Origin of the sequence: Arthrobacter sp. OAP107 (assembly GCF_040546765.1) — a bacterium.
Taxonomy (GTDB): Bacteria; Actinomycetota; Actinomycetes; order Actinomycetales; family Micrococcaceae; genus Arthrobacter.
This window is the reverse complement of record NZ_JBEPOK010000001.1, coordinates 1,677,347-1,700,303: the sequence shown is the minus strand read 5'-3', so window position 1 is coordinate 1,700,303 and position 22,957 is coordinate 1,677,347. Positions and strand designations below refer to the sequence as shown.

Here is a 22,957-nt window from a genome sequence, read left to right as displayed (position 1 = left end):
AAGGGGTTCCGTCCGGCTGGCATTGGGGGCCGGCCGGGCGGGGCCCGGATCTTTTATGACGCCCGGGGCTGCTGCCGCTGGCTGACCTCGGCGATGAATGACCGGATGTAGCGGTCGCCCTCCGGTGAATCGTGGGGCCGGTGCCCTCCGGCAGCGATGCGGTGCAGGGCACCGGTCTCGCGCAGGTAGCCGGCGATCTCCTCGTACAGCGGCTCCCAGCCGCCGGTGAGCACCAGGGTGGGAACACCCGGCACGATCTGCAGCGGCGCCTCCCATGGCGGTGCCTGCAGCCGCAGCCTGCGCGCAGCGCGCTTCGCTTCGGGGGTACTGGGCTCCGGCGTGTCCGCGGCGAAGGCGCGGTGCAGGAACTCGCGCTCGTAATCGTCGTCGCCTAGCTGGTGCCGGACCTCAAACAGGGGCTCCATCAGGGCGCGGTGCCCGGCGGTGGCAGGCAGGTCGGCCGTGAGCGACAGGCAGGCCGGTTCCACGAGCGTCAGCGAGAAGACCAGGTCAGGGCGCTCGACGGCGGCCATCATCGCGGCGATCGCGCCCTGCGAATGCGCCACCACGTGGCCCCCGGCGGCCCCGCGGCCGTCGTCGGCCAGTGAACGCAGCACAATGCGGGCGTCCCCGGCAAAGTCGGTCTCCAGCGGTTCGGCCTCGGCGTCAAAGCCGTGGCGCCGCAGAAACAGGGCGTCGTACCGCAGGGCCATGCCGTGCTGGCGAGGCCACGCCGCGGAGCCGAAATTTCCGGCACCGTGGACGAACACTACGCGCTGCTTATACATGACCCAACCTTATGGCAGCGGTCTGACATCGGCGCAGGCCGACATGACCATGCGCCCTATTTGCCGCCCATGAACTTGTCGAAGCCCTTAGGCAGGTTCAGCTGGGACGGATCGAAGTCGCCCGACTGCTGGCCGAAGGCTGCTCCCGTGGGTACCGCCTTGGCCCCCGCAGCACGCCTGGCCTCGGCTTCGCGGAGCTCCTGGGCTGCCTTGGCAGGATTGCCGGAACGCGCCTTCTTCTTGGGCGCGTTCTTGCCGCCCTTGCGGGCACCGCCGGCCCCCATGCCGGGCATCCCGGGCATTCCCGGCATGCCGCCGCCCTGGGCCATCTTCTTCATCATCTTCTGGGCCTGGGCGAAGCGTTCCAGCAGGCCGTTGACCTCAGACACGTGCACACCTGAACCGCGGGCGATGCGGGCCCGGCGGGAACCGTTGATGATCTTGGGCGCCACCCGCTCGTGCGGGGTCATCGAGCGGACGATGGCCTCCACCCGGTCGATCTCACGCTCATCGAACTGCTCCAGCTGCTGCCGGATGTTCTGCGCACCGGGCATCATCATCAGCATCTTCTTCATCGAGCCCATTTTGCGGATCTGCTGCATCTGCGCGAGGAAGTCATCGAGCGTGAAGTCCTCCTGGTCGGCGAACTTCTTCGCCATCCGGGCGGCTTCTTCCTTGTCCCAGGACTTTTCAGCCTGCTCAATGAGGGACAGGACGTCACCCATGTCCAGGATGCGCGAGGCCATCCGGTCCGGGTGGAACAGTTCGAAGTCGTCCAGGCCTTCGCCGGTCGACGCGAACATCACGGGCTTGCCGGTGACCGACGAAACGGACAGCGCGGCACCGCCGCGGGCGTCGCCGTCGAGCTTTGACAGCACGATGCCGGTGAAGTTCACGCCTTCATCAAACGCGGTGGCCGTGTTGACGGCGTCCTGGCCGATCATGGAGTCGATGACGAAGAGGACTTCGTTGGGGACGATGGCCCGGCGGATCTGGCGCGCCTGCTCCATCATGTCGGCGTCGACGCCGAGTCGGCCGGCGGTGTCCACGATGACGACGTCGTGCAGCTTCTGGCGGGCTTCGTCAACGCCGGCGCGTGCGACGGCGACAGGGTCGCCCGCCGGGTGGGCCAGCTCGGAAGTGGCGCCCGGGTGCGGCGCGAAGACAGGAACGCCGGCGCGCTGGCCCACGACCTGCAGCTGTGTCACGGCGTTGGGGCGCTGAAGGTCACAGGCGACGAGGATGGGGCTGTGGCCCTGCGCCTTCATCCACTTGGCGAGCTTTCCGGCCAGGGTGGTCTTGCCGGCGCCCTGGAGGCCGGCGAGCATGATGATGGTGGGGCCGGTCTTGGCCATCCGGATGCGCCGCGTCTCGCCGCCGAGGATCTCAACAAGCTCCTCGTTGACGATCTTCACGATCTGCTGGCTGGGGTTCAGGGCCCCGGAGACCTCGGCGCCCAGCGCACGCTCACGGACCTGCCCGGTGAATTCCCGGACCACAGGCACGGCAACATCGGCATCCAGCAGGGCGCGACGGATCTCGCGGACTGTGGCGTCGACATCTGCCTCGGTGAGGCGGCCCTTGCCGCGAAGATTCTTGAAGGTTGCTGTCAACCGGTCAGAGAGTGAATTGAACACGCGCCGTGCACTTCTTTCAGTGGATGTACGGGACTCGACTATCTAGGGTATCAAGACACGCCTTCAAGATGGCATGCTGGCAGGGTGACGAGCCAAACGACCGTAAAGACCCTGCTCATTCTCGGTGCCTCCGGCGACCTTACCGGCCGGCTCCTCCTCCCCGGCCTGGCACGGCTGGTGGGCTCAGGCCGCGCCGCCGGCCTGAGGCTCGTCGGGGCCGGTTCGGATCCGTGGTCGCCGGAGCAGTGGAAGGAACGCGTGCACAAGGCCTTCGACGCCGCCGCCGAGAATGCCTCGGAGCCCGGCAAGGACGCCCTGGCAGCGATGGCGAATTCCACGGAATACCATCAGGCGGACGTCACCGCGGACGGCCCGCTCGCGCAGCTCCTGGCCGACCTCGAGGGCCCGGTTGCCGTCTACTTCGCCCTGCCTCCGCAGGTGAGCCAGAAGGCCTGCGAAATCCTGCGCCCGGAGCAGGTCCCCACCGGCACGCGCCTGGTGATGGAGAAACCTTTCGGCTCCGGCGAGGAGTCCGCCCGTGAACTCAACCGGACCCTCCTGTCCCTGGTTCCTGAGGACCACGTCCACCGGGTGGACCACTTCCTGGGCAAGGCCACCGTCCTGAATATCCTCGGGCTGCGGTTCGCCAACAATTTCCTGGAGCCGGTCTGGAGCCGCGACCACATCGCCAAGGTGGAAATCGTCTTCGACGAGGACCTGGCCCTGGAGGGACGCGCCCGCTACTACGACGGCGCGGGCGCCCTGCGCGACATGATCCAGAGCCATCTGCTGCAGATCATGGCGCTGCTGGCCATCGAGCCCCCCGCCACCATCGGCGAGCGCGACCTCCGCGACGCCATCGCCGCCGTCCTGCGGGCCAGCAGCGTCAAGCCGCCCTACACGGACAGCACCCGGCGGGCGCGCTACCTCGCGGGAAGCCTCGGCGGCAAGGACGTCCCCGATTACACCGCGGAGGAGGGCGTGGATCCGGACCGGAACACCGAGACCCTGGCCGAGGTGCACGTGAATATCGACAACTGGCGCTGGAAAGGCGTGCCGTTCATCCTGCGCTCCGGCAAGGCCTTGGGCGACAAGCGGAAGGAGGCCGTGGTCACCTTCCGCCCGGTTCCGCACCTCCCCGCCGGCTTCACCGGAAGGGACACCCCCAACACGCTCCGCATTGGCTTCGGCCCGGACACGCTGGAGCTCGACGTCGACGTGAACGGCCCCGGGGACATCTTCAGTCTGGACCGCGCCGCACTCGTGGCCGAACTCAACGCGTCCGAGCTGCTCCCCTACGGCGAAGTCCTGGAGGGCGTCCTGACCGGTGATCCCCTGTTGTCCGTCAGGGGCGACACCGCGGAGGAGTGCTGGCGGATCGTGGAGCCCGTGCTGGCCGCCTGGGCAGCAGGGAAGGTTCCGTTGGAGGAATACCGGGCAGGCTCCGACGGCCCCGCGCCCAATTAGGCTGCCCGCCCCGGACAGTCCCGACACGCAGGAAGGGCCGGCCACCCTTTGGTGACCGGCCCTTCCGCTGCGTTGGGCTGGCGGCTGGGGCTAGATGGCGGCTACTCCGCGTTCACCCGTCCGCACCCGGACTGCTTCGAAGACATCGACCGTCCAGACTTTGCCGTCGCCGGCGCGGCCCGTGTTGGAGCTGGCGATGATGACATCCAGGATGTCGTCAGCCTGTTCGTCGGTAGCCAGCACCTCGACGCGGATCTTGGGCAGCAAATCCACGTTGTACTCGGCGCCGCGGTAGACCTCGGTGTAGCCGCGCTGCCGGCCGTAGCCGCTGGCCGCGCTGACCGTCAGGCCCTGGACACCGTAGGCCTCCAGGCCTTCGCGGATCGATTCGAGCTTTTCCGGACGAACGATTGCTGTAATCAGTTTCATGCCCCCACGCTTTCCTTACCTGTTGCTGCTTCTGTCTTCTTATCGTCCGTCTTCTTGCCGTCGTTTGCACTACCGGTGATCAGCTCATGCAGGGGCTGGAAGCTGCCGCCGTGGCCGCCGACGCCGAACTCGTATGCGGTTTCGGCGTGCAGGCTGAGGTCCACACCAACCACTTCCTGTTCCTGGGAGACCCGGAAGCCCATGAGCTTGTGGATGGGGTAGGCGATGACGAAGGTCATGACCGAGGTGAACGTGATGGACAGGGCTGCTGCCAACAGCTGGGCGACCAGCTGGGTGGCGCCGCCGCCGTAGAAGAGGCCTGCCGCGCCCTGGGTCGGGGTCGCGAGGAATCCAATCGCCACGGTACCGACGACGCCGGAGACAAGGTGAACGCCGACGACGTCCAGGGAGTCGTCGTAGCCCAGCTTGAACTTCAGTCCGACGGCCAGGGCAGAGGCGATGCCTGCCACCACGCCGAGGCCAATGGCCCCCAGCGGCGAGACGTTGGCACAGGCGGGGGTGATGGCGACCAGACCGGCCACGACGCCTGATGCTGCACCAAGAGAGGTGGGGTGACCGTCGCGGTAACGCTCGACAGCGAGCCAGCCAAGCATTGCTGCTGCGGGGGCCGCGAGGGTGTTGATCCAGATGAGACCAGCCTGTTCAACAGTCGCCGCTGCCCCGGCGTTGAAACCAAACCACCCGAACCAGAGGATGGCCGCACCGAGCATGACGAACGGGATGTTGTGCGGGCGGTGGTTCGGGTCCTTGCCGAAGCCCCTGCGGTTGCCGATGATCAGGACCAGGATGAGGCCGGCGACGCCGGCGTTGATGTGGACGACTGTGCCGCCGGCGAAGTCAATGACAGGAGCGAAAGTCTGGCCGAACCAGCCATCCTTGGAGAAGAGTCCCCCGCCCCAGACCATGTAGGCCATGGGCGCGTAGACCAGCGTGGCCCAGATTGGGGTGAAGATGGTCCAGGCCGAGAATTTGGCGCGGTCAGCGACGGCTCCGGAGATAAGCGCCACGGTGATGATGGCGAAGGTGGCGGCGTAGCCAACCTTCAGCAGGTCCGCCGGGTCGGTGAAGTTGTGCAGGCCGAAGTGGCTGAAAGGATTCGCGAAGATCTGGAAGAAGTTGTCTTCGTTGCTCGTAGCCATGGAAGCACCCCACAGGACCCACATGATGCCTACGGTGCCGATGGCGACGAAGCTCATCATCATCATGTTCAGGGCGGCTTTCGCACGGGTCATGCCGCCGTAGAAGAATGCCAGGCCCGGGGTCATGAACAGCACGAGCGCTGATGCGACCAGGAGCCAAACGAGACCTGCAGTGAGTTCCATGGCCTACGTCCTCTCTTACTTTTTAGTGCGGTATGCCCGCCTGTCCCAACGCCTTTTGCGTTCTGGTTCAAGTTTTGCCGCGATGTGTTTCGCTGGCGGAGGATTTAGATTGCCGGTCTGTTACAACAACCTCCCTGACGTAAATGGTGCATATCCTGCTTGTTACGGTTATGTTTCATCGCTCCCAAACGCCCGCCCGGCCTGTTTCGCAAGGATTCCCCGCTCCATGACGCCACTCCCCCGTAACGCCGCGGGCAAGCCGCGGTTTTCGGCGGTCCGCCGCCCTACCGGCGCTCCGCTGCCCCGTGACATCAAGGTGATGCTCGTCGCAGCCTTCCTGATCGCCCTGGGCTTTGGCCTGGTCGCTCCGGTGCTGCCGCAGTTCGCCACCACGTTCGACGTCGGCGCGACGGCGGCCGCCGTCATCGTCAGTATCTTTGCGTTCATGCGGCTGCTGTTCGCCCCTGCCGGCGGGGCGCTCATCGGCCGGCTTGGGGAGCGGCCCGTCTATGTTGCGGGATTGCTCATCGTGGCGGCGTCCACTGCGGCCTGCGCCTTTGCCCAGAGCTACTGGCAGCTGCTGGTGTTCCGCGGGCTGGGCGGTGCCGGCTCGGTCATGTTCACCGTCGCCTCCATGGCGCTGGTGGTCCGGCTGGCGCCGCCGGAAAGCCGCGGCCGGGTGTCGGGTGCGTACGCGTCGGCGTTCCTGATCGGCAATGTCTGCGGGCCGATCGTCGGCGGCCTGCTGGCCGGCTTCGGCCTGCGTGTCCCGTTCCTGGCCTACGCCGGTGCCCTCGTCCTCGCGGCCCTGGTGGTGCAGACTCAGCTCAGCCATGTACCCGGCTCGGCCCGCGGCGAGGCAACGGGCGAGCCGGCCATGAAACTCGGCGAGGCCGTCCGTGACAGTGCCTACCGGGCAGCCTTGGCCTCCAGCTTCGCCAACGGCTGGGCGACGTTCGGCGTGCGCATGGCCACGGTGCCGCTTTTTGCCGTGACGGCCCTTGGCTCCGGGCCGGGGGCCGCTGGCTGGGCGCTGGCAGTCTTCGCTGCCGGAAACGCCCTCGCGCTGACCGTGTCGGGCAGGCTGGCGGACAGCCTGGGCAGGAAGCCGATGATGGTGGCCGGCCTCGTGGTCACCGGCGCGGCGACTTCCGGGATCGGGCCTTACCCAGGGCCTCGGGTGGTTCCTGGCTGCGTCGATGCTGGCGGGGGTGGGCGCCGGAATGCTCAATCCGGCGCAGCAGGCGGCCGTTGCCGATGTGATCGGCCGGGAACGTTCAGGCGGACCGGTGCTGGCGGCCTACCAGATGACGTCCGACATTGGTGCCATCCTCGGGCCGGTGCTCGTCGGTCTGCTGGCGGACCGGTTCGGTTACAGCTGGGCGTTCGCTGCGACGGGCGCCGTGCTGCTGGCGGCCGCCCTGGGCTGGCTGGCCGCGCGGGAGACGGTGCAGCGGACCCCAACCGGGTAGCAGCAGGGGGCGTTCCCAAGGCTGGGAACGCCCCCTGCTGCTACTTACTTGGCATGCGGGCTAGTTCAGGAGGGCGTCGACGAAGCCCTCGGTCTCGAACGGGGCGAGGTCGTCCGCGCCCTCGCCGAGGCCGATGAGCTTCACGGGCACGCCGAGGCTCTTCTGGATGGCGACGACAATGCCGCCCTTCGCGGTCCCGTCCAGCTTCGTCAGCACGATGCCGGTGATGTTGACGACTTCGGCGAAGACCCGCGCCTGGTTCAGCCCGTTCTGGCCGGTGGTGGCGTCCAGCACCAACAGGACCTCGTCCACCTCTGCCAGCTTTTCCACAACGCGCTTGACCTTGCTTAGCTCGTCCATCAGGCCGACCTTGTTCTGCAGACGGCCGGCAGTGTCAATCATGACGACGTCGACCTCCTGCTCGATGCCGGCTTTGACGGCCTCGTACGCTACCGAGGCCGGGTCGGCGCCGTCGATGTCGGATTTCACGGTGGGGACCCCCACGCGCTGTCCCCAGGTTGCCAGCTGCTCGGCGGCGGCTGCACGGAACGTGTCCGCGGCACCGAGCAGGACATCCTTGTCCTCCGCAACGAGGACGCGGGCCAGCTTTCCTACGGTGGTGGTCTTTCCCACTCCGTTGACGCCGACCACCATGATGACGGCGGGCCGGTCCGCGTGCCGGTCGATCCGCAGGCTCCGGTCCATGGACGGGTCCACAATCTTGATGAGCTCTTCCCGGAGCAGCGCCTTGACGTGCTCGGGGTCGCGCGCGCCCAGGACCTTGACACGTTCGCGGAGCGCGTCCACGAGCTGCATGGTGGGTTCTGTGCCAAGGTCGGCCAGGAGCAGGGTCTCCTCCACCTCATCCCAGACGTTCTCATCGATCTTGTCGCTGGAGAGCAGTGCCAGCAGGCCCTTGCCGAGCACGTTGTTGGACTTGACCAGGCGCTCCCGGAGGCGGGTGAGCCGCCCCGCCACTGGCAGCGGCGTCTCCACCTGGATGGTTTCCAGGCCGGCCGCGTCATCCGGAACGTCGGCTTCCAGTCCTTCAAGGTCGGCGGCGTCCCGGGCCTGGCGATCAGCAGGAGCGGCGGGCGCGGCCGGGCTGTCCTCGAGGAGGGTCCCTCCGCCTCCGAGCGGCTTAACGGGGTCGTTCGCGTCCCGGGTGCCGGGGTATTGCTTACCGGATTTCCGGGCCTTCATCAGCACCGGGACCAGCCCGCCGATAACTACCAGGGCAGCAAGAATGGGCAGAAGAATGGGGAGAATGTCATTCACACCCCTAGCTTCTCACAAGCTGCAGGGGCTTCTCAGACGTCCGCTCCCAGCCGCTGGCTGATGACGGTGGATACCCCGTCGCCCCGCATGGTGACACCATAGAGCGCGTCGGCCACCTCCATGGTCCGTTTCTGGTGGGTGATCACGATCAGCTGGCTGGATTCCCGGAGCTCTTCAAAGATCGTGATGAGCCGGCCCAGGTTGGTGTCGTCGAGAGCGGCTTCAACCTCGTCCATGACATAGAACGGCGAAGGCCGGGCCTTGAAGATGGCCACGAGCAGGGCCACCGCCGTGAGCGACCGCTCGCCGCCGGACAGCAGGGACAGCCGCTTGATTTTCTTGCCCGCGGGCCGTGCCTCCACCTCGATGCCGGTGGTGAGCATGTCCGCGGGGTCGGTGAGGACCAGCCTGCCCTCGCCGCCGGGGAAGAGCCGGCCGAAGACCCGAACGAACTGCGCCGAGGTGTCCGCGAAGGCCTCCGAAAAGACCTTCTGCACGCGGTCATCAACTTCCTTGATGATGTCCAGCAGGTCCTTGCGGCTGGCCTTGAGGTCCTCCAGCTGGGTGTTGAGGAACTGGTGGCGTTCCTCCAGCGCGGCGAACTCCTCCAGCGCCAGGGGGTTGACCTTGCCCAGCGATGACAGGTCGCGTTCCGCCTTGCGGAGCCGCTTTTCCTGTTCCTCCCGGACGAACGGCACGCCCTCCACCACCGGCTGGCCTGCGGCATCGACCGGCGCCCGCAGCGCGGCCCACTTGTCCGTGGAAGCGGCAGCGGCCACGGGCACCGGCTGGTCCGGCCCGTAGTCTGCCACGAGCTGGTCTGCGGTCAGCCCCAGCTCCTCCACCGACTTCGTTTCCAGCGCCTCGATCCGGAGCCGCTGCTGGGCCCGGGCCAGCTCGTCCCGGTGCACCGAGTCGGTCAGCTCCGCCAGTTCCCGGGCCAGGGCATCGTTGGCAGTGCGGATGTCGGCAAGTTCGCGGTCCCGCTGCTCGCGGACATGCTCGGCGTGGTCCCGTTGCCGGCTGGCCAGCTCGACGGAAACGTCGCTGAACCGGGTCAGCTGCTCCGCCGCGGCGGCGACCGCCGCCGCCCGCTTGGCTTGGATCCTTCGACGGCGGGCCCGTTCGGCTGCCTGCTCCCGCGCCCGGCGCTCCGAGGCTGCCGCCCGCTCCAGGGAGGTGGCCCGGTTGCGGATTGCCGTGAGCTGTTCTTCCCGGCTGCGCAGCGACAGGCGGGATTCCATTTCGGCGGAGCGTGCCTGTGAGGCGGCCAGCGCCAGCGCGTCCCGCTGCTCCGTGGACGGTTCCTCCTCGGCGGGCGCGTCCTGGGCCGCGGCCAGCCGGGCGGTCACCGCCGTCAAGGCCTCCTGTTCGGTAACGACGTTTGCCTCGGCACGGGCCAGCGACGCCGCCAGCCGTTCGCTCTCGCCGACGGCGCTCCGCAGGACCGAGTTGAGATGGCCCAGCCGTTCGGCCACCGCGGCCAGCCGGGCATCGGATTCGTGCAGCCGATCCAGCGCTGCGTCTGCCCGCTCCTGCGCCTCGGCGCGGCGGGCCCGGGCGGCAGCAAGGGCAAAGCGGCACTGTTCCAACCCGGCGGTGACGTCCGCCAGGCGCGACGCGGCGTCGTCGACGGCGGCCTGCACCTCGAGCAGCGAGGGCGCTTTCGCGGAACCACCGGTGACTGTCAAGGCGGTGAAAATGTCCCCCGCCAAGGTCACGGCCGTAAGGTCGGGATGCCGGGCGACGAGGTCCGCCGCGGCGTCATGGTCGTCGACGACGGCGGTGGCGGCGAGCAGTGTGCGCACGGCCGCCGCCGTGGTTCCGGAGGCCGTCACCAGGTCCGCCGCGGGGCGGACCCCGGCCGGCAGGGCGCCGGCCGGCGAGGATCCGGCTGCCGTTCCCGCGGAAGGGGGCCGCGGCCTCGAGCAGCAACGTGGCCCGGCCGGCGTCGTCGTCCTTCAGCAGGCGCACCAGTTCCGCCGCCGTTCCGGCGTCCCGCACCACAATCGCGTCCGACGCGCTGCCCAGGGCTGCCGCCACGGCTGCCTCATAGCCCGGTTCAACCGTCAGGGCGGCCGCCAGCGGGCCGACGGTGCCGGACACCCCGGCACCGAGGACATGCTCGGAGCCGTCCTTCCGGTTGAGGCCCAGCTGCAGGGCCTCGTGCCGTGCCTTCAGCGCGTCCCGTTCACGGACGGCGTCGCGCTCGGCGGCTTTAAGCGAATCGATCTCCGCGAGGATGCCGTCGAGGGCAGCGCTGGCATCCTCGTATTCGGCATCGAGGGTTTCCTCGCCGTCTTCGACCCCCGCCACCTGCGATTCGAGCGCCGTGAACTCGGACTGGGCATGCCGTCGCCGCTCATCGCCGGCGGCCAGGGATTCGCGGAGCCTGCCGACTTCGGCCTGCGCCGATTCCACTTTGGACCGTGCTGCCCCCACCTGGCCGGCCAGGCGTGCCAGGCCCTCGCGCCGGTCGGCGGCCGCCCGGAGCGCTGCGGTGAGCCGCTTTTCCTCGGCCGCGGCGGCGTCCTCGGCCGCTGACTTGGCGGCGGTGGCGGCCTCCAGTGCGGCCCGCCCTTCGAGGATGTCCTGTTCCATCTCCCCCTGCTCGGCACGGACCCGTGCGGCCTGCCGCTCCAGCTGTTCCGGGTCCCGGCCCGGCTCCGGCGCGGGGTCTGCGGAGCCCAGCAGGCGGCAGCGTTCCTGCGCCAGGGAGGCGAGCGAGCGCAGGCGCTCCCGTCCCGCGGACAGCTGGTACCACGTGTCCCGGGCGGCGTTCAGCTGCGGCGTCGCCTCCGCCGCGAGCTGTTCGAGGGACGCCTGGCGCCGGCGGCCTTCTTCCAGCTGGGTTTCGACGACGGCGCGCCGCGCCTTGAGCGCCGACTCGTCGGCGATGTCCTGTGCCAAGGCGTTCTGGAGCTTGACCAGGTCATCGGCCAGCAGCCTGGCCCTGGCATCGCGGACCTCGAACTGCACGGTCTGCGCGCGCCGGGCCACTTCGGCCTGCTTGCCGAGCGGCGTGAGCTGCCGGCGGATTTCCCCGGTCAGGTCGCTGAGCCGCTGGAGGTTGGCCTGCATCGCCTCCAGCTTGCGGACAGTCTTCTCCTTGCGCCGCCGGTGTTTGAGGATGCCGGCGGCTTCCTCAATGAAACCCCTGCGGTCCTCGGCAGTGGCGTGCAGCACCCGGTCCAGCTGCCCCTGCCCCACGATGACGTGCATTTCGCGGCCGAGTCCGGAGTCGGAGAGGAGTTCCTGGATATCCAGGAGCCGGCAGGCGGAGCCGTTGATGGCGTATTCGGAACCGCCGGTACGGAACAGCGTTCTGGAAATGGTGACTTCGCTGTATTCGATCGGCAGTGCGCCGTCGGTGTTGTCGATGGTGAGCGAGACGTGCGCGCGGCCCAACGGCGGACGGCCGGACGTGCCGGCAAAAATGACGTCCTCCATCTTTCCGCCACGGAGGGTCTTGGCGCCCTGCTCCCCCATGACCCAGGCCAGGGCATCCACCACATTGGACTTGCCCGAGCCGTTGGGTCCGACGACTGCCGTGACGCCAGGCTCAAAGTCGAACGTCGTGGCCGACGCAAACGACTTGAAGCCCCGGACGGTCAAACTTTTGAGGTGCAAGGTGTTTCAGATCTCCGTAGGTGGCGGCAGCGGCTGCTTGTCATCCACCAAATCTAGTGGCTAATCGGCCGGGATCCCCGGATTTACGGCCCTCCGGGCCCCGGAACGCGGTGGGAATTGTCACCAGCGGCCGTTGCGCGGCCGCGGCTGGCATACCGGGCAGGTGTAGGAGGAACGGTTCATGAACTGCTCGCGCTTCAGGATGCTGCGGATCCCCGCGGCCGCGCAGCGCCGGCACTCCTCACCCTCCCGGCCATAGGCGTTGAGGGAACGCTCAAAGTAGCCGGACGAGCCATTGACGTTGACGTACAGGGAGTCGAAGCTGGTGCCGCCGGCGGCCAGGGCATCGGTCATCACGTCGCGGGCAGCGGCGAGCACGCGCTCGGCGTCGGCCCGCCGGAGGGTGTCGGTGGGCCTCGCATAGTGCAGTTTTGCCCGCCACAGGGCCTCGTCGGCGTAGATGTTGCCAATCCCGGAGACGAGCCCCTGGTCCAGCAGTGCGCGTTTCAGCCCGGTCTTCCGCTTTCGGAGGCGGCGGTAGAAAGTGTCAAAGGAAAAGTGCGGATCCAGGGGGTCGCGCGCGATGTGCGAGGCCTCCTCCGCGATGACCGGCACCGGGTCCTCCGCGAGCCCGCCCGGTCCGCCGTCGTCCGTGGGAACGAGCGTGGTGACGAACAAGCCGCCGAAGATCCGCTGGTCCACGAACCGCAGCTGCTCCGGCATGGTGCCCTCCGGGCTCAGCCGCAGGCGGATCTTCAGATGCTTCTCGTCCGGAACGGAGCTGTCCTGCATCAGCAGCTGCCCGCTCATGCCAAGGTGGGCCATCAGGGCGACGCCGGGCAGTCCCGGGTCGCCGTCATCGACGCTTGGGCGCGGCGCGCCGTCCCCCTGCAAAGGCATCCAGAGGAACTTGCCCCGGCGGACGACGTCGAGGACTTTGGCCCCCTCAAGGTTCCCGGCGAAATCCTCGGGACCCAGTGAGTGCCGGCGCACGGATCTCGGGTCAACCACGTCTACGCCGGTGATGGTCCGGCCGCGCACCCAGTTGACCAGGCCGCGGCGGACCACCTCGACTTCGGGAAGTTCAGGCACGGGAGCTTAGCTGCCCGCGGCGGATTCCGACGGGGCCGCCTTCGCGTCATCCGCTGCGGACTCCGCGCCGGCCGGTGCAGACCCCTCGGCCGAGACCTTGGCTTCCGCGCCAGAGAGCTTCCGCCAGGCATCGGCGGCAGCTTCCTGCTCGGCTTCCTTCTTGGAGTGGCCGGAGCCCTTTCCGTAGGCAGTTCCGCCAATCTGGAGGACGGCGACGAAGGTGCGCGCGTGGTCCGGGCCGGAGCCCTCCACGGCGTAGTAGATGCTGCCCAGCTGGCGTCCCGCTGCCAGCTCCTGGATGCTGGTTTTCCAGTCCGTGCCGGCGCCGAGGGCGGCGGCGTCCTTCAGGAGCGGTCCGATGAGCCGCATCACCAGCTGGCGGGCGGTCTCGATGTCGTTGGACACGTAGGTGGCGCCGATGAGGGCTTCCATGGTGTCGGCCAGGATCGAGGCCTTGTTCTTGCCTTCGGTGAGTTTCTCCCCCTGGCCGAGGTAAATGTAGTCCCCGATGCCCAGGCTGCGGCCGATGCCCGCGAGGGCGCGGGTACTCACCACGGCCGACCGGCGCTTGGCCAGATCGCCCTCGGGGAGCGTCGGGTTGTCGCGGTACAGCGCATCGGTGACGGAGAAGCCCAGGATGGAGTCGCCGAGGAACTCAAGGCGCTCGTTGGTGGGTATGCCGCCGTTTTCGTAGGCGTACGAACGGTGTGTCAGAGCAAGACGAAGCGTCCCGGCGTCAATGAAGACACCGAGACGCTTCAGAAGCTCTTCAGTTGAAGACATCCTGATCAGCTTGGGGGCCGATTAGACGTCCGCGACCTTGCGGCCCTTGTACTCAAGGAACAGCGCAGTGCCAGCCGAGTCGGTAACGACCTTTGCCTGGTGCGGCAGGCTGTAGGTGACCTGGCCGTTCTCGATGGTCTTCACCAGGTGGGGGGCAGTTGCCTTCCACTGGGAGCGGCGGGCGCGGGTATTCGAGCGAGACATTTTCCGCTTGGGAACAGCCACGGCTAACTCATTTCTCTCTAGAAAAACACTTACAAATCAATTTTGCCGGTCAGGCTTAGCCAGATCAGCTAGGGCAGCCCAGCGAGGATCTACGACCTCGTGGTGGTGCCCCGGCTCGTCTTCCAGGCGCGCTCCGCATTCGGAACACAGACCCTGGCAGTCTTCCCGGCACACCGGCTGGAACGGCAGCATGGTAACAACTGCGTCCCGCAACACCGGTTCAAGATCGATCAGATCGTGCTCGACTCGACGTTGCTCTTCATCGTCTTCCCCGTCAGAAAGCTGTACACCTTCGTAGAAGAAAAGTTCTTGCACATTGACCTCAAGGTCATACGCAAGGGGATCCAGGCATCGGCCGCACTCACCTTTTACTTCGGTGAGGGCGGTTCCTGATACCAGAATTCCTTCGTGTACGGCCTCAAGCCTCAGGTCGAGCTCGATATCCGAGCCTTCCTGAACGCCAATGAGCGCCACGCCGAGATCCCCCGGCGCGGGTACATGTTCCGTCAGTGTACGCATGCTCCCCGGACTGCGTCCGAGGTCCTTGACATCTAACATCAAGGGCGAACTTGCATCTCGCTTAATGAGAACTCCTGTTGAACATATGACCGACGTACCATCTTAGCCTGAACTCCCTGACGGACTCAAACCGGATGCCACGCCGGGGCACGCGGCCGGCGTGCACCGGAAACGTACCGGACAAGCCTACCCCCTGGAGGGCTGGCCGGCCTAAGGCGCGCCGCCCGCAAGGAGCCGTTTCAACACAGACCTGGGAACGTACTCAGACACGCTGCCGCCCAGGGAGGCCACTTCCTTGATGAGCGTGGACGACAGGTGAAGGTAGTGCGCCTCCGCCGGAAGGAACACCGTCTCCACTCCGCTCAGCTGGCGGTTCATCGTCGCCATGGGAAGCTCGTAGTCAAAGTCCGACGACGACCGCAGCCCCTTCACGATGGCGGACACGCCGCGCTGCCGGCAGTACTCCGCCAGAAGGCCCTCCCCGACGGGTTCCACGACGATGCCGCGCAGCGAGGCCAGGGTCTCCCTGGCCATCTCGATCCGCTCCTCAAGCGGAAACCGGTACTTCTTGGCATAGTTGGTGGACACTGCGACGATCACCTCATCAAACAGGCTCGCGGCTCTGGCGATCACCTCGAGGTGTCCATTGTGGATGGGGTCGAAGGAGCCTGGGCATACGGCGCGTCTCATGCTCCGAACCTACCGTATCGGCGGGCCGGGATACCATGACACAGGCACCGGCCGCCATGGGGCCGCGGCCGGACAGACAGGCAGGAAACCAATGACACAAACACTTCCGGCACCCTGGCAGCGCGCGGCCAGCGGGGCGAACCTGCTGGCAAGTGACGGCGCGTTGGGCGTGACGATCTTCGAGGAGATGACCACGCTGGCCATGCAGACCGGCGCCATCAATCTGGGGCAGGGTTTCCCCGACGAGGATGGCCCCGCGGAGATCAAGGCGGCCGCCCAGGCCGCGATCGCCGAAGGCTCCAACCAGTACGCGCCGGGCAAGGGGATCCCACAGCTCCGGGAGGCCGTGGCCGCACACCAGAGCCGGTTTTACGGGCTGGAACCGGACCCGGACACCGAAATCATCGTCACCACCGGCGCCACCGAGGCCATCGCCGCGTCCCTGCTTGCCTTCGTCGGCCCCGGAGACGAGGTCCTGACGTTCGAACCGTTCTACGACTCCTACGGCGCCATCATCGGTCTCTCCGGCGCCACGCACGTCACTGCCCCTCTGCTGGCCCCCGATTTCGTCCCTGATTCCGCCGCCCTGGAAGCGGCGTTCACCGACCGCACCAAAGTCGTGCTGCTGAACAACCCGCATAACCCCACGGGTGCGGTCTTCCCGCGCGAGGTGCTTCAGCGCGTCGTCGACCTCGCCCGGAAGCATGACGCGATCATCATCACCGACGAGGTGTACGAGCACCTGACGTTCGGTGTCCGGCACATCCCGGTGGCCACGCTGCCGGGGGCCGCCGACAGGACGGTCACCATCTCCTCGGCGGGCAAGACGTTCTCCTTCACCGGCTGGAAAGTCGGCTGGCTGAGCGGCCCGGAGCACCTGGTGGCGGCGGTCCGGACGGTAAAGCAGTTCCTCACGTACAGTTCCGGCACCCCGTTCCAGAGCGCCATCGCCAGCGGTCTGGCCCTGCCGGACGAGTTTTACCGGGGCATCTCCGCCACGCTGCGGAAAAAACGCGACATCCTCAGCGAGGGGCTGCGCGCGGCCGGCCTGGACGTGTTCACGCCCGACGGCACCTACTTCGTCAACGTGGATACCTCGCCGCTGGGCATCCGGGACTCGGTGGACCTGGCCCGGCGCCTGCCCGGCCTGGTGGGTGTGGCAGCGATCCCGGTTCCCGTGTTTTGCCACCCGGAGGGCGCGGAGCGGACGCGCAGCCTGCTGCGGTTCGCATTCTGCAAGCGCATTGAAGTCCTCGAGGAAGCCGCCGCACGGCTGGCGACCCTTCAGGACAGGCTCTGACCGTGGCCGACGGCGGAGTCCGGGCATCGCGTTTCCTGCGTGCGACCGGCCAGCACGCCGTCATCGAACCGGATACGTATACGGACGGCGGGTTCGTGCTCAGCATCGGCGGGGCCGAGCAGTCCCATGTGGACCTGGCCGATCCCGAGGATATCTTCTACGAATACCTGCGCCGCATCGGGCACATCGTGGACCTCGCAGCTCCGTGGGGTGAACCCATCCGTGCGCTTCACTTGGGCGCCGGCGCCCTGACCCTGGCGCGGTATATCCAGGCGACCCGCCCCGGCTCCGTGCAGTACGCCGTGGAGCTGGAGCGGGAGCTGCTGGACTTCGTGCTGGAGCGGCTGCCGCTGCCGGAGGGCACCGACCTGCATACCGTTATCGGCGACGCGCGCAGTGCCCTGGCGGAGCTGCCTGCGGACCTGCGTTTCGACGTCGTCATCCTGGACATCTTCTCCGGTCCGGAGGCGCCGGCGCACATTGCCTGCACCGGGTTCTACCAGGAGGCCGCTGCGCTCCTCACGGACCGGGGCGTGCTGATCGTGAATGTCGGCGACGAGCCCGGCCTGACGCTCGTCCGGAGCCAGGTGGCAGCGCTGCGAAGGGCCATGACGGACGTGGCCGCCTGTGCCGAGTCGGGGATGTTCACGGGAAAGTATCCGGGGAACATCATCCTTGCCGGCACCAGGAAGCCGTGGCCCCCCGAGTGGTCCGCCGCCCTCACGGCCCGCGGACCCCATCCGGCCAAGGTCCTGGCCGGGGTGGAACTGGACCGGTTGTCGGACTGACTAGTCCTCGGCCTCCAGCGCCACGTCCACGTCCTGGCCGCTGGACGGTTCGGCGTACCACAGCCGCGTCTCACCGTATTTCTTCTCGGCGAACCGCTCCAGGCCTTCCGGCCACCCGGGTTCGGTGGCCCGGGACGAGCGTTCCACCACCACCACCGCGCCGTCGTTGAGGTGCGGCGCAAGCTTTTCCAGGACTGACGCCAGCGCCGGCTCTTCGAGGGGGTAGGGCGGGTCCAGGAAGGCGACGTCCCATGTGGCGTCTTCGGCAGCGCGGTCGAGGAAGGACTCCACCTTGGAGCGGTGGACCGTGACGGCCTTGCGGCCCAGGACTCCGTTGATGACGTCGGCGTTGCGCTGGCACACGGCACTGGCCTTCGCATCGAACTCCACGAGATCGACAGTTTCCGCACCCCTGCTGGCGCTCTCCACCCCCAGTGCACCGGACCCGGCATACAGGTCCAGGACCCGGGCGCCGCCGAGCACGTTGAACGCGTCCAGCCTGGAAAACAATGCCTCCTTGACCCGGTCGGTGGTGGGTCGGGTCTGGGACCCGGACACGTTGGCCAGCGGGGTTCCGCCCGCGGCACCGGCAACGATCCTGCTCATGCCCCTGCCCCCGCCGGCGGCGGCCCTGGTAGCAGGTGTTTCGTGCTAGCCGCGTTCAAGGAACGCCTCCTTCTCCGGATTCAAGTACTCGTCAATGGCCTCGGCAAGTGCCGCATAGCCGGTCAACGCGGGGTCTGCGGCGACGATCTTCTGGGCGTCCTGCCTGGCGCGGGCGATGATGTCCTCGTGCTCGAGCACGCGGAGCAGCTTCAGCGTGGACCGGCCGCCGGACTGCGAGGCGCCGAGGATGTCGCCCTCGCGGCGCAGCTTCAGGTCCTCCTGGGACAGCTCGAATCCGTCGGTGGTGGCCGCCACGGCGTCCAGCCTGCGCCGGCTCGGGTGCCCCGGTTCAAGCGTGGTTACCAGCAGGCACGTGCCCGGCAGCCCGCCCCTGCCCACGCGCCCGCGGAGCTGGTGAAGCTGGGAGATGCCGAAGCGGTCCGCGTCCAGGATGACCATCAGGGTGGCGTTGTGCACGTCCACGCCCACCTCAATGACGGTGGTGGAGACAAGCAGCTTGGTCTGATTGGCGGTGAAGGAAGCCATGGTCTCGGACTTCAGCACCGGGTCCTGGCGCCCGTGGAGCGGCGCCAGCGCCACTCCGGCCAGTGCAGGTTCGTCTTTGAGATGCTCGACGACGGCAGTCACGGACGCCAGTTCGCGTGCGGCTCCGTCGCCCTCCAGTTCCCCGGGCTCAGGTTCCGCTTCACCGGGAGTAAAGTCGCCGTCGTCGTCCGCCCCGATCTTGGGGCAAACGACGTACACCTGGTGTCCTGACTCGATCTCCTCGCGGGACCGGGACCAGATGCGGGCTGCCCAGGCGGGGTTCTCCGCGAGGCCCACCACATGCGTGGTGATGGGCGCCCGGCCTGCGGGCAGCTCGTCAAGCACGGACGTTTCAAGGTCGCCGAACACCGTCATGGCCACGGTCCTGGGGATCGGGGTCGCGGTCATGACCAGCAGGTGCGGCGGCTTGCTGGCCTTGGCACGCAGGGCGTCGCGCTGTTCCACGCCGAAGCGGTGCTGCTCATCCACCACGATGAGGCCCAGATCAAAGAAGGTGACGTTGTCGCTCAGCAGCGCGTGCGTGCCGATGACGATCCCGGCAGTGCCCGAAGCGGCGTCGAGCAGCGCCTGCTTGCGTGCGGCGGTAGGCATGGAGCCGGTAAGCAGGCTGACCTGCACCGAATGGTCACCCAGTCCCCCCAGGAGCCCGTCGCGGGCCAACGGGCCGAGGGTGCGCCGGATGGAGTCGAAGTGCTGTGCCGCCAGCACTTCCGTAGGCGCCAGCAGTGCAGCCTGCCCCCCGGCGTCGACCACCTGGAGCATGGCACGGAGCGCCACAATGGTTTTGCCGGAGCCAACCTCGCCCTGCAGCAGCCTGTTCATGGGCCAGTCCTGGGACAGCTCCGCGGAGAGGGTCTTGCCGACGGCGGACTGGCCGGCGGTCAGGGTGAACGGCAGCTGGCGGTCGAAGGCTGCGAGCAGGCCGTCCGGCACGGGCCGCCGGGCGGTGGCCTCCTCGGAAGCAAGCTGGGCACGGCGGCGGGCCAGGGCCGACTGGAGGACCAGGGCCTCCTGGTAGCGGAACCGCTCCCTGGCCTTGCGCCAGTCCTGCGCGTTCTCCGGGGCATGGATGAGCCGGTAGGCCTCCGGCACGGGAAGGAATTTTTCACGTGCGGCTATGGCCGCCGGAACCGGGTCCGGCAAGGCGTCCAGGTCGGCGGTTTCCAGCAGGGCTTTCACGACCTTCTGGATAGACCAGCTGGTGATGCCCGCGGTGGCCGGATAAATCGGGATGGGCATGGCCGCGAGCTTTTCCGGGTCCATGTCCGGGACCTCCGGGTCCTTGTCCAGCAGCTGGTAGTTCGGGTTGGTCAGCCCCAGTGAACCCTGGTAGCGCGTGACCTTACCGGAGAACATGGCCCGCCGGCCGGGATGCAGCTCGGCCCTGGCGAGGCGGCCGTTGAAGAAACTGATTTTCAGTGTGCCCGTTCCGGCGTCGTCGGTGACGACGACGTCGGTGATGGAGCCCTTCCGGGCGCGCATCTGCCGGGTGCTGTTGGACACGACGCGGGCGATGAGCGTCACTTCCTCATCGAACGGGAGTTCGCTGATGCGCGTCAGGTCGCCGCGGTTGAGGTAGCGGCGCGGGAAGTGGTTGAGCAGGCCGCCGACGGTGGTGATGCCCAGGTGCTTCCCGATGGCCGTCGCGGAGCGCTTGCCGACCCGGCGCTCCAGGCCGAGTTCCAGTTCGGCGTTCATCGTCCTTCTGCGCTCACTTCTCCCGACGGGTCCCGGGGCAGTGCGAGCTCGCTGACGGACACGTCCGCCGGAGCGCCCAGCGACCTGATCATGTCAAGGGCGGGGACCGGGTCCGGGACATGCACGTGGACGCGCCACCGGTACCGGCCCTCGGCGTCGGCGGAAGGGCCCACCTGGCTCATGATCACGGAATCCCCGAGTTCATCCAGCCGCTGGCGGAGCGTGGCGGCGTCCAGCGGGGACAGGCTGATGGTGCACATGACCTCCACGCCGTCGTCGGCCGGCATGCCGGTGTGGATGTGCGGGTCCTGAACGTCGTAGCCGTGCAGGCCGTCGAGGAGTTCGTTGTTGAGCTCCTCGCCGAGCACCGCCGAACGGAGGCAGTCCAGGATCAGCAGCATTCCCACGCCGCCGGCGTCCACCACGTGCGCGGCCTGCAGGGCATCAAGCTGCCCCTCCGTGCGGACCACGGCCTCGAGGGCCGCCTCCACGGCCGCATCCAGGACCAGGCCCAGGGCATGGTTGCTGTGGTTGCCGTTCTGGCCGGCGTCGACGGCGGCCGCAGCCCGGCCCGCTGCCTCCATCACTGAGAGCATGGTGCCGGGAACGGGGTCGCTCAGCGCGGACCAGGCCCTGATCTGGGCCCGGTTGAGGGCTGCGGCGAGCAGCGAGGAGGTGAGCCTGGTGTGTCCGTGCAATGGCTCGGCCGCGGCGCAGAGGAAGACGGAGAACAGCGTGCCGGAGTTCCCCCTGGCCTGCTCCATCGCCGCCTGGCCGGCACGCGCCAGGACGGCGCCCACGTCATTGAGCTGTGCGGGTTGCCCGGTGTGTTCCTGGCCGGCACCCGAGGGAGCGGTAGCATCCTGCAGCGCCCGGGCTGCGGCACGGACCGTGAGGTACAGGTTGGTTCCGGTGTCGCCATCGGCCACCGGGAAGATGTTGATGGCGTTGAGGCGGTCGCTGTGGTTGCCCAGTGCGGTTTCGGCCTTGCCCAGCCACCGCTTCATGGCTTGCGCGTTCGCGGCAACCTTAGTCTGCAAAGTGATCCCATCCCACGGAGTCAGCGGGCCGTCCCGCGATCGTCACGCCCGGCGCCTTGTCTGCGCCGCAGGCCTGTACTGAGCCTATCCCAGTAAACCCGGGCGGTACCTGCATGCCCGCCGGGAATGTGGCGAGGAGCCCGTGGTCTTCGCCGCCGCCGAGCACCCAGGCACGCGGGTCGGCGCCCAGCAGGGTGGCCGCAGGGCGGAGCGGCTCTGCGAGCACGGCCAGCTGCCGGGGGTCCAGGTCCAGCACTACGTTGCTGGCCGCTGCCAGCCTGGTTCCGTCCCGGACCAGGCCGTCGGAAATGTCCATCATGGCCGTGGCGCCGGACATGCGCGCCAGCGGCCCGGCCTCCAGGGGCGGCTCCGGACGGCACTGAAGCTCAAGCAGTGACAGCAGATCCGGCGTCAGCGAAGTCACGTGGTGGCCGGACTCCAGCAGTGCCAGCCCGGCGGCGGCCCAGCCTGCCCGCCCGGCGATGGCTGCCGTGTCGCCCTCCCGGGCGCCGGACCGGAGGACCGGCTGGCCGCCGTCGAGCGTGCCGAGGACTGCAACGGTGACGGACAGTTCGCGGCCGCGGCCAAGATCGCCGCCGGCGACAGAGCAGGCCCCCGCTCCCAATTTGCTGATGGCGGCGGTGAGGCCATCCGCCAGGTCCTCGACCCATCCGACCGGCGTGTCCGCAGGCAAGGTCAGGCTGACCACCATGGAGGTTGCCGTTGCACCCATGGCGTTGATATCGCTGAGATTCTGCGCTGCGGCCTTCCAGCCGACGTCGTAGCCGGTAGTCCGGTAGCCGTTGTTCCACTCAAGCCGGAAATCCTGGTCCTGGACCTGGGTGTCGATGCTGATGACCGTCCTGCCGTCCGGAACCGCAACGATGGCCGCGTCATCACCGGGTCCGAGGACCACGGCGGCACTGTGCACGGCGCTGAGTTCCAGGCGCGGGAAAATGCGTGCCAGAAGCTCCGCTTCGGACAGTTGGGCGACAGTCAATGGTGTTTGAGGCACGCCACTACGCTACCGCCACGGGCAGACATTTTCGGCGGTCCGTCCGGGTCCGCGCGGAACGATAGGCTTGGGGGATGCATTTCCCGCCTGCCCAGAAACCTGCACAGAAACCCCTCCGCAGGCTTGGGGCGGCAGTAGCCGCAGCGTTGACTGGACTGGCGCTCGGCGGCTGTTCACCCGCCGTCGACGTCGCCCCCGCCGCCGATGCAGCCAATCCCGCCTGCGCCCCGATGATGGTGGCGCTTCCGGATGCCATCGGCGATGCCCGGCTACGGAAGACGAACAGCCAGGCCACCGCCGCCTGGGGCGACCCGTCGCAGGTGGTTCTGCGCTGCGGCGTCAACGTCCCCGGGCCCACCACTGACCGCTGCGTCAGCGTCAACGACGTCGACTGGGTCATCAAGGAGGGCAACCCCGTGTGGACCCTGACCACCTACGGCCGGGAACCAGCCACGGAAATCCTGATGGATCCGAACAAAATCAGCTCGGCCACTGTCCTGGCTGACCTCTCCGGCGCGGCCGCGAAGATCAAGGCCAGCCGCAAATGCGTGGGCCAGCAGGATGTCCAGAACCTGCCCACCAGCAAGTAG

The 22,957-nt window shown here is 67.9% G+C and carries 18 protein-coding genes and 2 pseudogenes; 5 read left to right on the top strand and 15 right to left on the bottom strand.

Features of this window, described 5'->3' with window-relative positions; translation table 11 throughout:
* Positions 1-53 precede the first annotated feature (53 nt).
* Both ABIE00_RS07900 and ffh read right to left on the bottom strand, forming a co-directional pair.
* On the bottom strand, positions 54-788 hold the full coding sequence (locus tag ABIE00_RS07900; RefSeq protein ID WP_354258837.1) for an alpha/beta fold hydrolase: 735 nt from the start codon (positions 786-788) through the stop codon (positions 54-56).
* 56 nt (positions 789-844) lie between these two features.
* A complete protein-coding gene (gene ffh, locus ABIE00_RS07895; RefSeq protein WP_354258834.1) occupies positions 845-2,425 on the bottom strand; it encodes a signal recognition particle protein in 1,581 nt (526 codons plus the stop codon).
* Positions 2,426-2,509: 84 nt separating this feature from the next.
* Between ffh and ABIE00_RS07890 the strand changes: the two genes are divergently transcribed.
* Complete coding sequence (locus ABIE00_RS07890; RefSeq protein WP_354258831.1) at positions 2,510-3,892, top strand: glucose-6-phosphate dehydrogenase; 1,383 nt, start codon at positions 2,510-2,512, stop codon at positions 3,890-3,892.
* A gap of 90 nt (positions 3,893-3,982) precedes the next feature.
* On the opposite strand, the gene ABIE00_RS07885 is transcribed toward ABIE00_RS07890, so the two are convergent.
* Both ABIE00_RS07885 and ABIE00_RS07880 read right to left on the bottom strand, forming a co-directional pair.
* Entirely contained in the window at positions 3,983-4,321 is a 339-nt protein-coding gene (locus ABIE00_RS07885; protein WP_003806050.1) for a P-II family nitrogen regulator, read from the bottom strand.
* Positions 4,318-5,664: an ammonium transporter gene (locus ABIE00_RS07880; RefSeq protein ID WP_354258829.1), complete on the bottom strand. Its 1,347-nt coding sequence runs from the start codon at positions 5,662-5,664 to the stop codon at positions 4,318-4,320. The genes ABIE00_RS07885 and ABIE00_RS07880 overlap by 4 nt, the downstream gene beginning before the upstream one ends.
* 226 nt (positions 5,665-5,890) lie before the next feature.
* Between ABIE00_RS07880 and ABIE00_RS07875 the strand changes: the two are divergent.
* Positions 5,891-7,136 (top strand): annotated as a pseudogene (locus ABIE00_RS07875) (MFS transporter).
* Between the two features lie 60 nt (positions 7,137-7,196).
* On the opposite strand, the gene ftsY reads toward ABIE00_RS07875, so the two are convergent.
* From ftsY to coaD, 7 genes and pseudogenes are all read right to left on the bottom strand, one after another.
* Entirely contained in the window at positions 7,197-8,414 is a 1,218-nt protein-coding gene (gene ftsY / locus ABIE00_RS07870; protein ID WP_354258826.1) for a signal recognition particle-docking protein FtsY, read from the bottom strand.
* A gap of 32 nt (positions 8,415-8,446) precedes the next feature.
* Positions 8,447-12,044, bottom strand: a pseudogene (gene smc, locus ABIE00_RS07865) (chromosome segregation protein SMC).
* 120 nt (positions 12,045-12,164) lie between these two features.
* On the bottom strand, positions 12,165-13,136 hold the full coding sequence (gene mutM / locus ABIE00_RS07860; RefSeq protein ID WP_354258824.1) for a bifunctional DNA-formamidopyrimidine glycosylase/DNA-(apurinic or apyrimidinic site) lyase: 972 nt from the start codon (positions 13,134-13,136) through the stop codon (positions 12,165-12,167).
* Positions 13,137-13,142: 6 nt separating this feature from the next.
* Positions 13,143-13,919, bottom strand: coding sequence for a ribonuclease III (rnc, locus tag ABIE00_RS07855; protein WP_354258822.1), 777 nt, complete (start codon positions 13,917-13,919; stop codon positions 13,143-13,145).
* 21 nt (positions 13,920-13,940) lie between these two features.
* Positions 13,941-14,144, bottom strand: coding sequence for a 50S ribosomal protein L32 (rpmF, locus tag ABIE00_RS07850; protein ID WP_003806041.1), 204 nt, complete (start codon positions 14,142-14,144; stop codon positions 13,941-13,943).
* 36 nt (positions 14,145-14,180) lie between these two features.
* Positions 14,181-14,705: a YceD family protein gene (locus ABIE00_RS07845; protein WP_331574846.1), complete on the bottom strand. Its 525-nt coding sequence runs from the start codon at positions 14,703-14,705 to the stop codon at positions 14,181-14,183.
* A gap of 168 nt (positions 14,706-14,873) precedes the next feature.
* Positions 14,874-15,353, bottom strand: coding sequence for a pantetheine-phosphate adenylyltransferase (gene coaD / locus ABIE00_RS07840; RefSeq protein WP_236803789.1), 480 nt, complete (start codon positions 15,351-15,353; stop codon positions 14,874-14,876).
* A gap of 91 nt (positions 15,354-15,444) precedes the next feature.
* Here coaD and ABIE00_RS07835 point away from each other — a divergent pair, with 91 nt between their 5' ends.
* Positions 15,445-16,653: an aminotransferase class I/II-fold pyridoxal phosphate-dependent enzyme gene (locus ABIE00_RS07835; protein ID WP_354258817.1), complete on the top strand. Its 1,209-nt coding sequence runs from the start codon at positions 15,445-15,447 to the stop codon at positions 16,651-16,653.
* 2 nt (positions 16,654-16,655) lie between these two features.
* Entirely contained in the window at positions 16,656-17,441 is a 786-nt protein-coding gene (locus tag ABIE00_RS07830) for a spermidine synthase (RefSeq protein ID WP_354258813.1), read from the top strand.
* On the opposite strand, the gene rsmD is transcribed toward ABIE00_RS07830, so the two are convergent.
* The 4 genes from rsmD to ABIE00_RS07810 are packed head-to-tail and all read right to left on the bottom strand — an operon-like array spanning position 17,442 to position 22,367.
* On the bottom strand, positions 17,442-18,047 hold the full coding sequence (rsmD, locus tag ABIE00_RS07825) for a 16S rRNA (guanine(966)-N(2))-methyltransferase RsmD (protein ID WP_354258810.1): 606 nt from the start codon (positions 18,045-18,047) through the stop codon (positions 17,442-17,444).
* A gap of 45 nt (positions 18,048-18,092) precedes the next feature.
* The gene (locus tag ABIE00_RS07820; protein WP_354258807.1) at positions 18,093-20,312 is read right to left on the bottom strand and encodes an ATP-dependent DNA helicase RecG; all 2,220 of its coding nucleotides are present in this window, start codon (positions 20,310-20,312) and stop codon (positions 18,093-18,095) included.
* Positions 20,309-21,319 carry a DAK2 domain-containing protein gene (locus ABIE00_RS07815; protein WP_354263305.1) on the bottom strand — a complete coding sequence of 337 codons (1,011 nt, stop codon included), beginning with the start codon at positions 21,317-21,319 and terminating at the stop codon, positions 20,309-20,311. Before ABIE00_RS07815 ends, ABIE00_RS07820 begins: the two co-directional genes overlap by 4 nt.
* A 22-nt stretch (positions 21,320-21,341) precedes the next feature.
* Positions 21,342-22,367, bottom strand: coding sequence for a thiamine-phosphate kinase (locus ABIE00_RS07810; protein ID WP_354258804.1), 1,026 nt, complete (start codon positions 22,365-22,367; stop codon positions 21,342-21,344).
* A 74-nt stretch (positions 22,368-22,441) separates the two neighbouring features.
* Here ABIE00_RS07810 and ABIE00_RS07805 point away from each other — a divergent pair, with 74 nt between their 5' ends.
* Positions 22,442-22,957, top strand: coding sequence for a DUF3515 family protein (locus ABIE00_RS07805; RefSeq protein WP_354258801.1), 516 nt, complete (start codon positions 22,442-22,444; stop codon positions 22,955-22,957).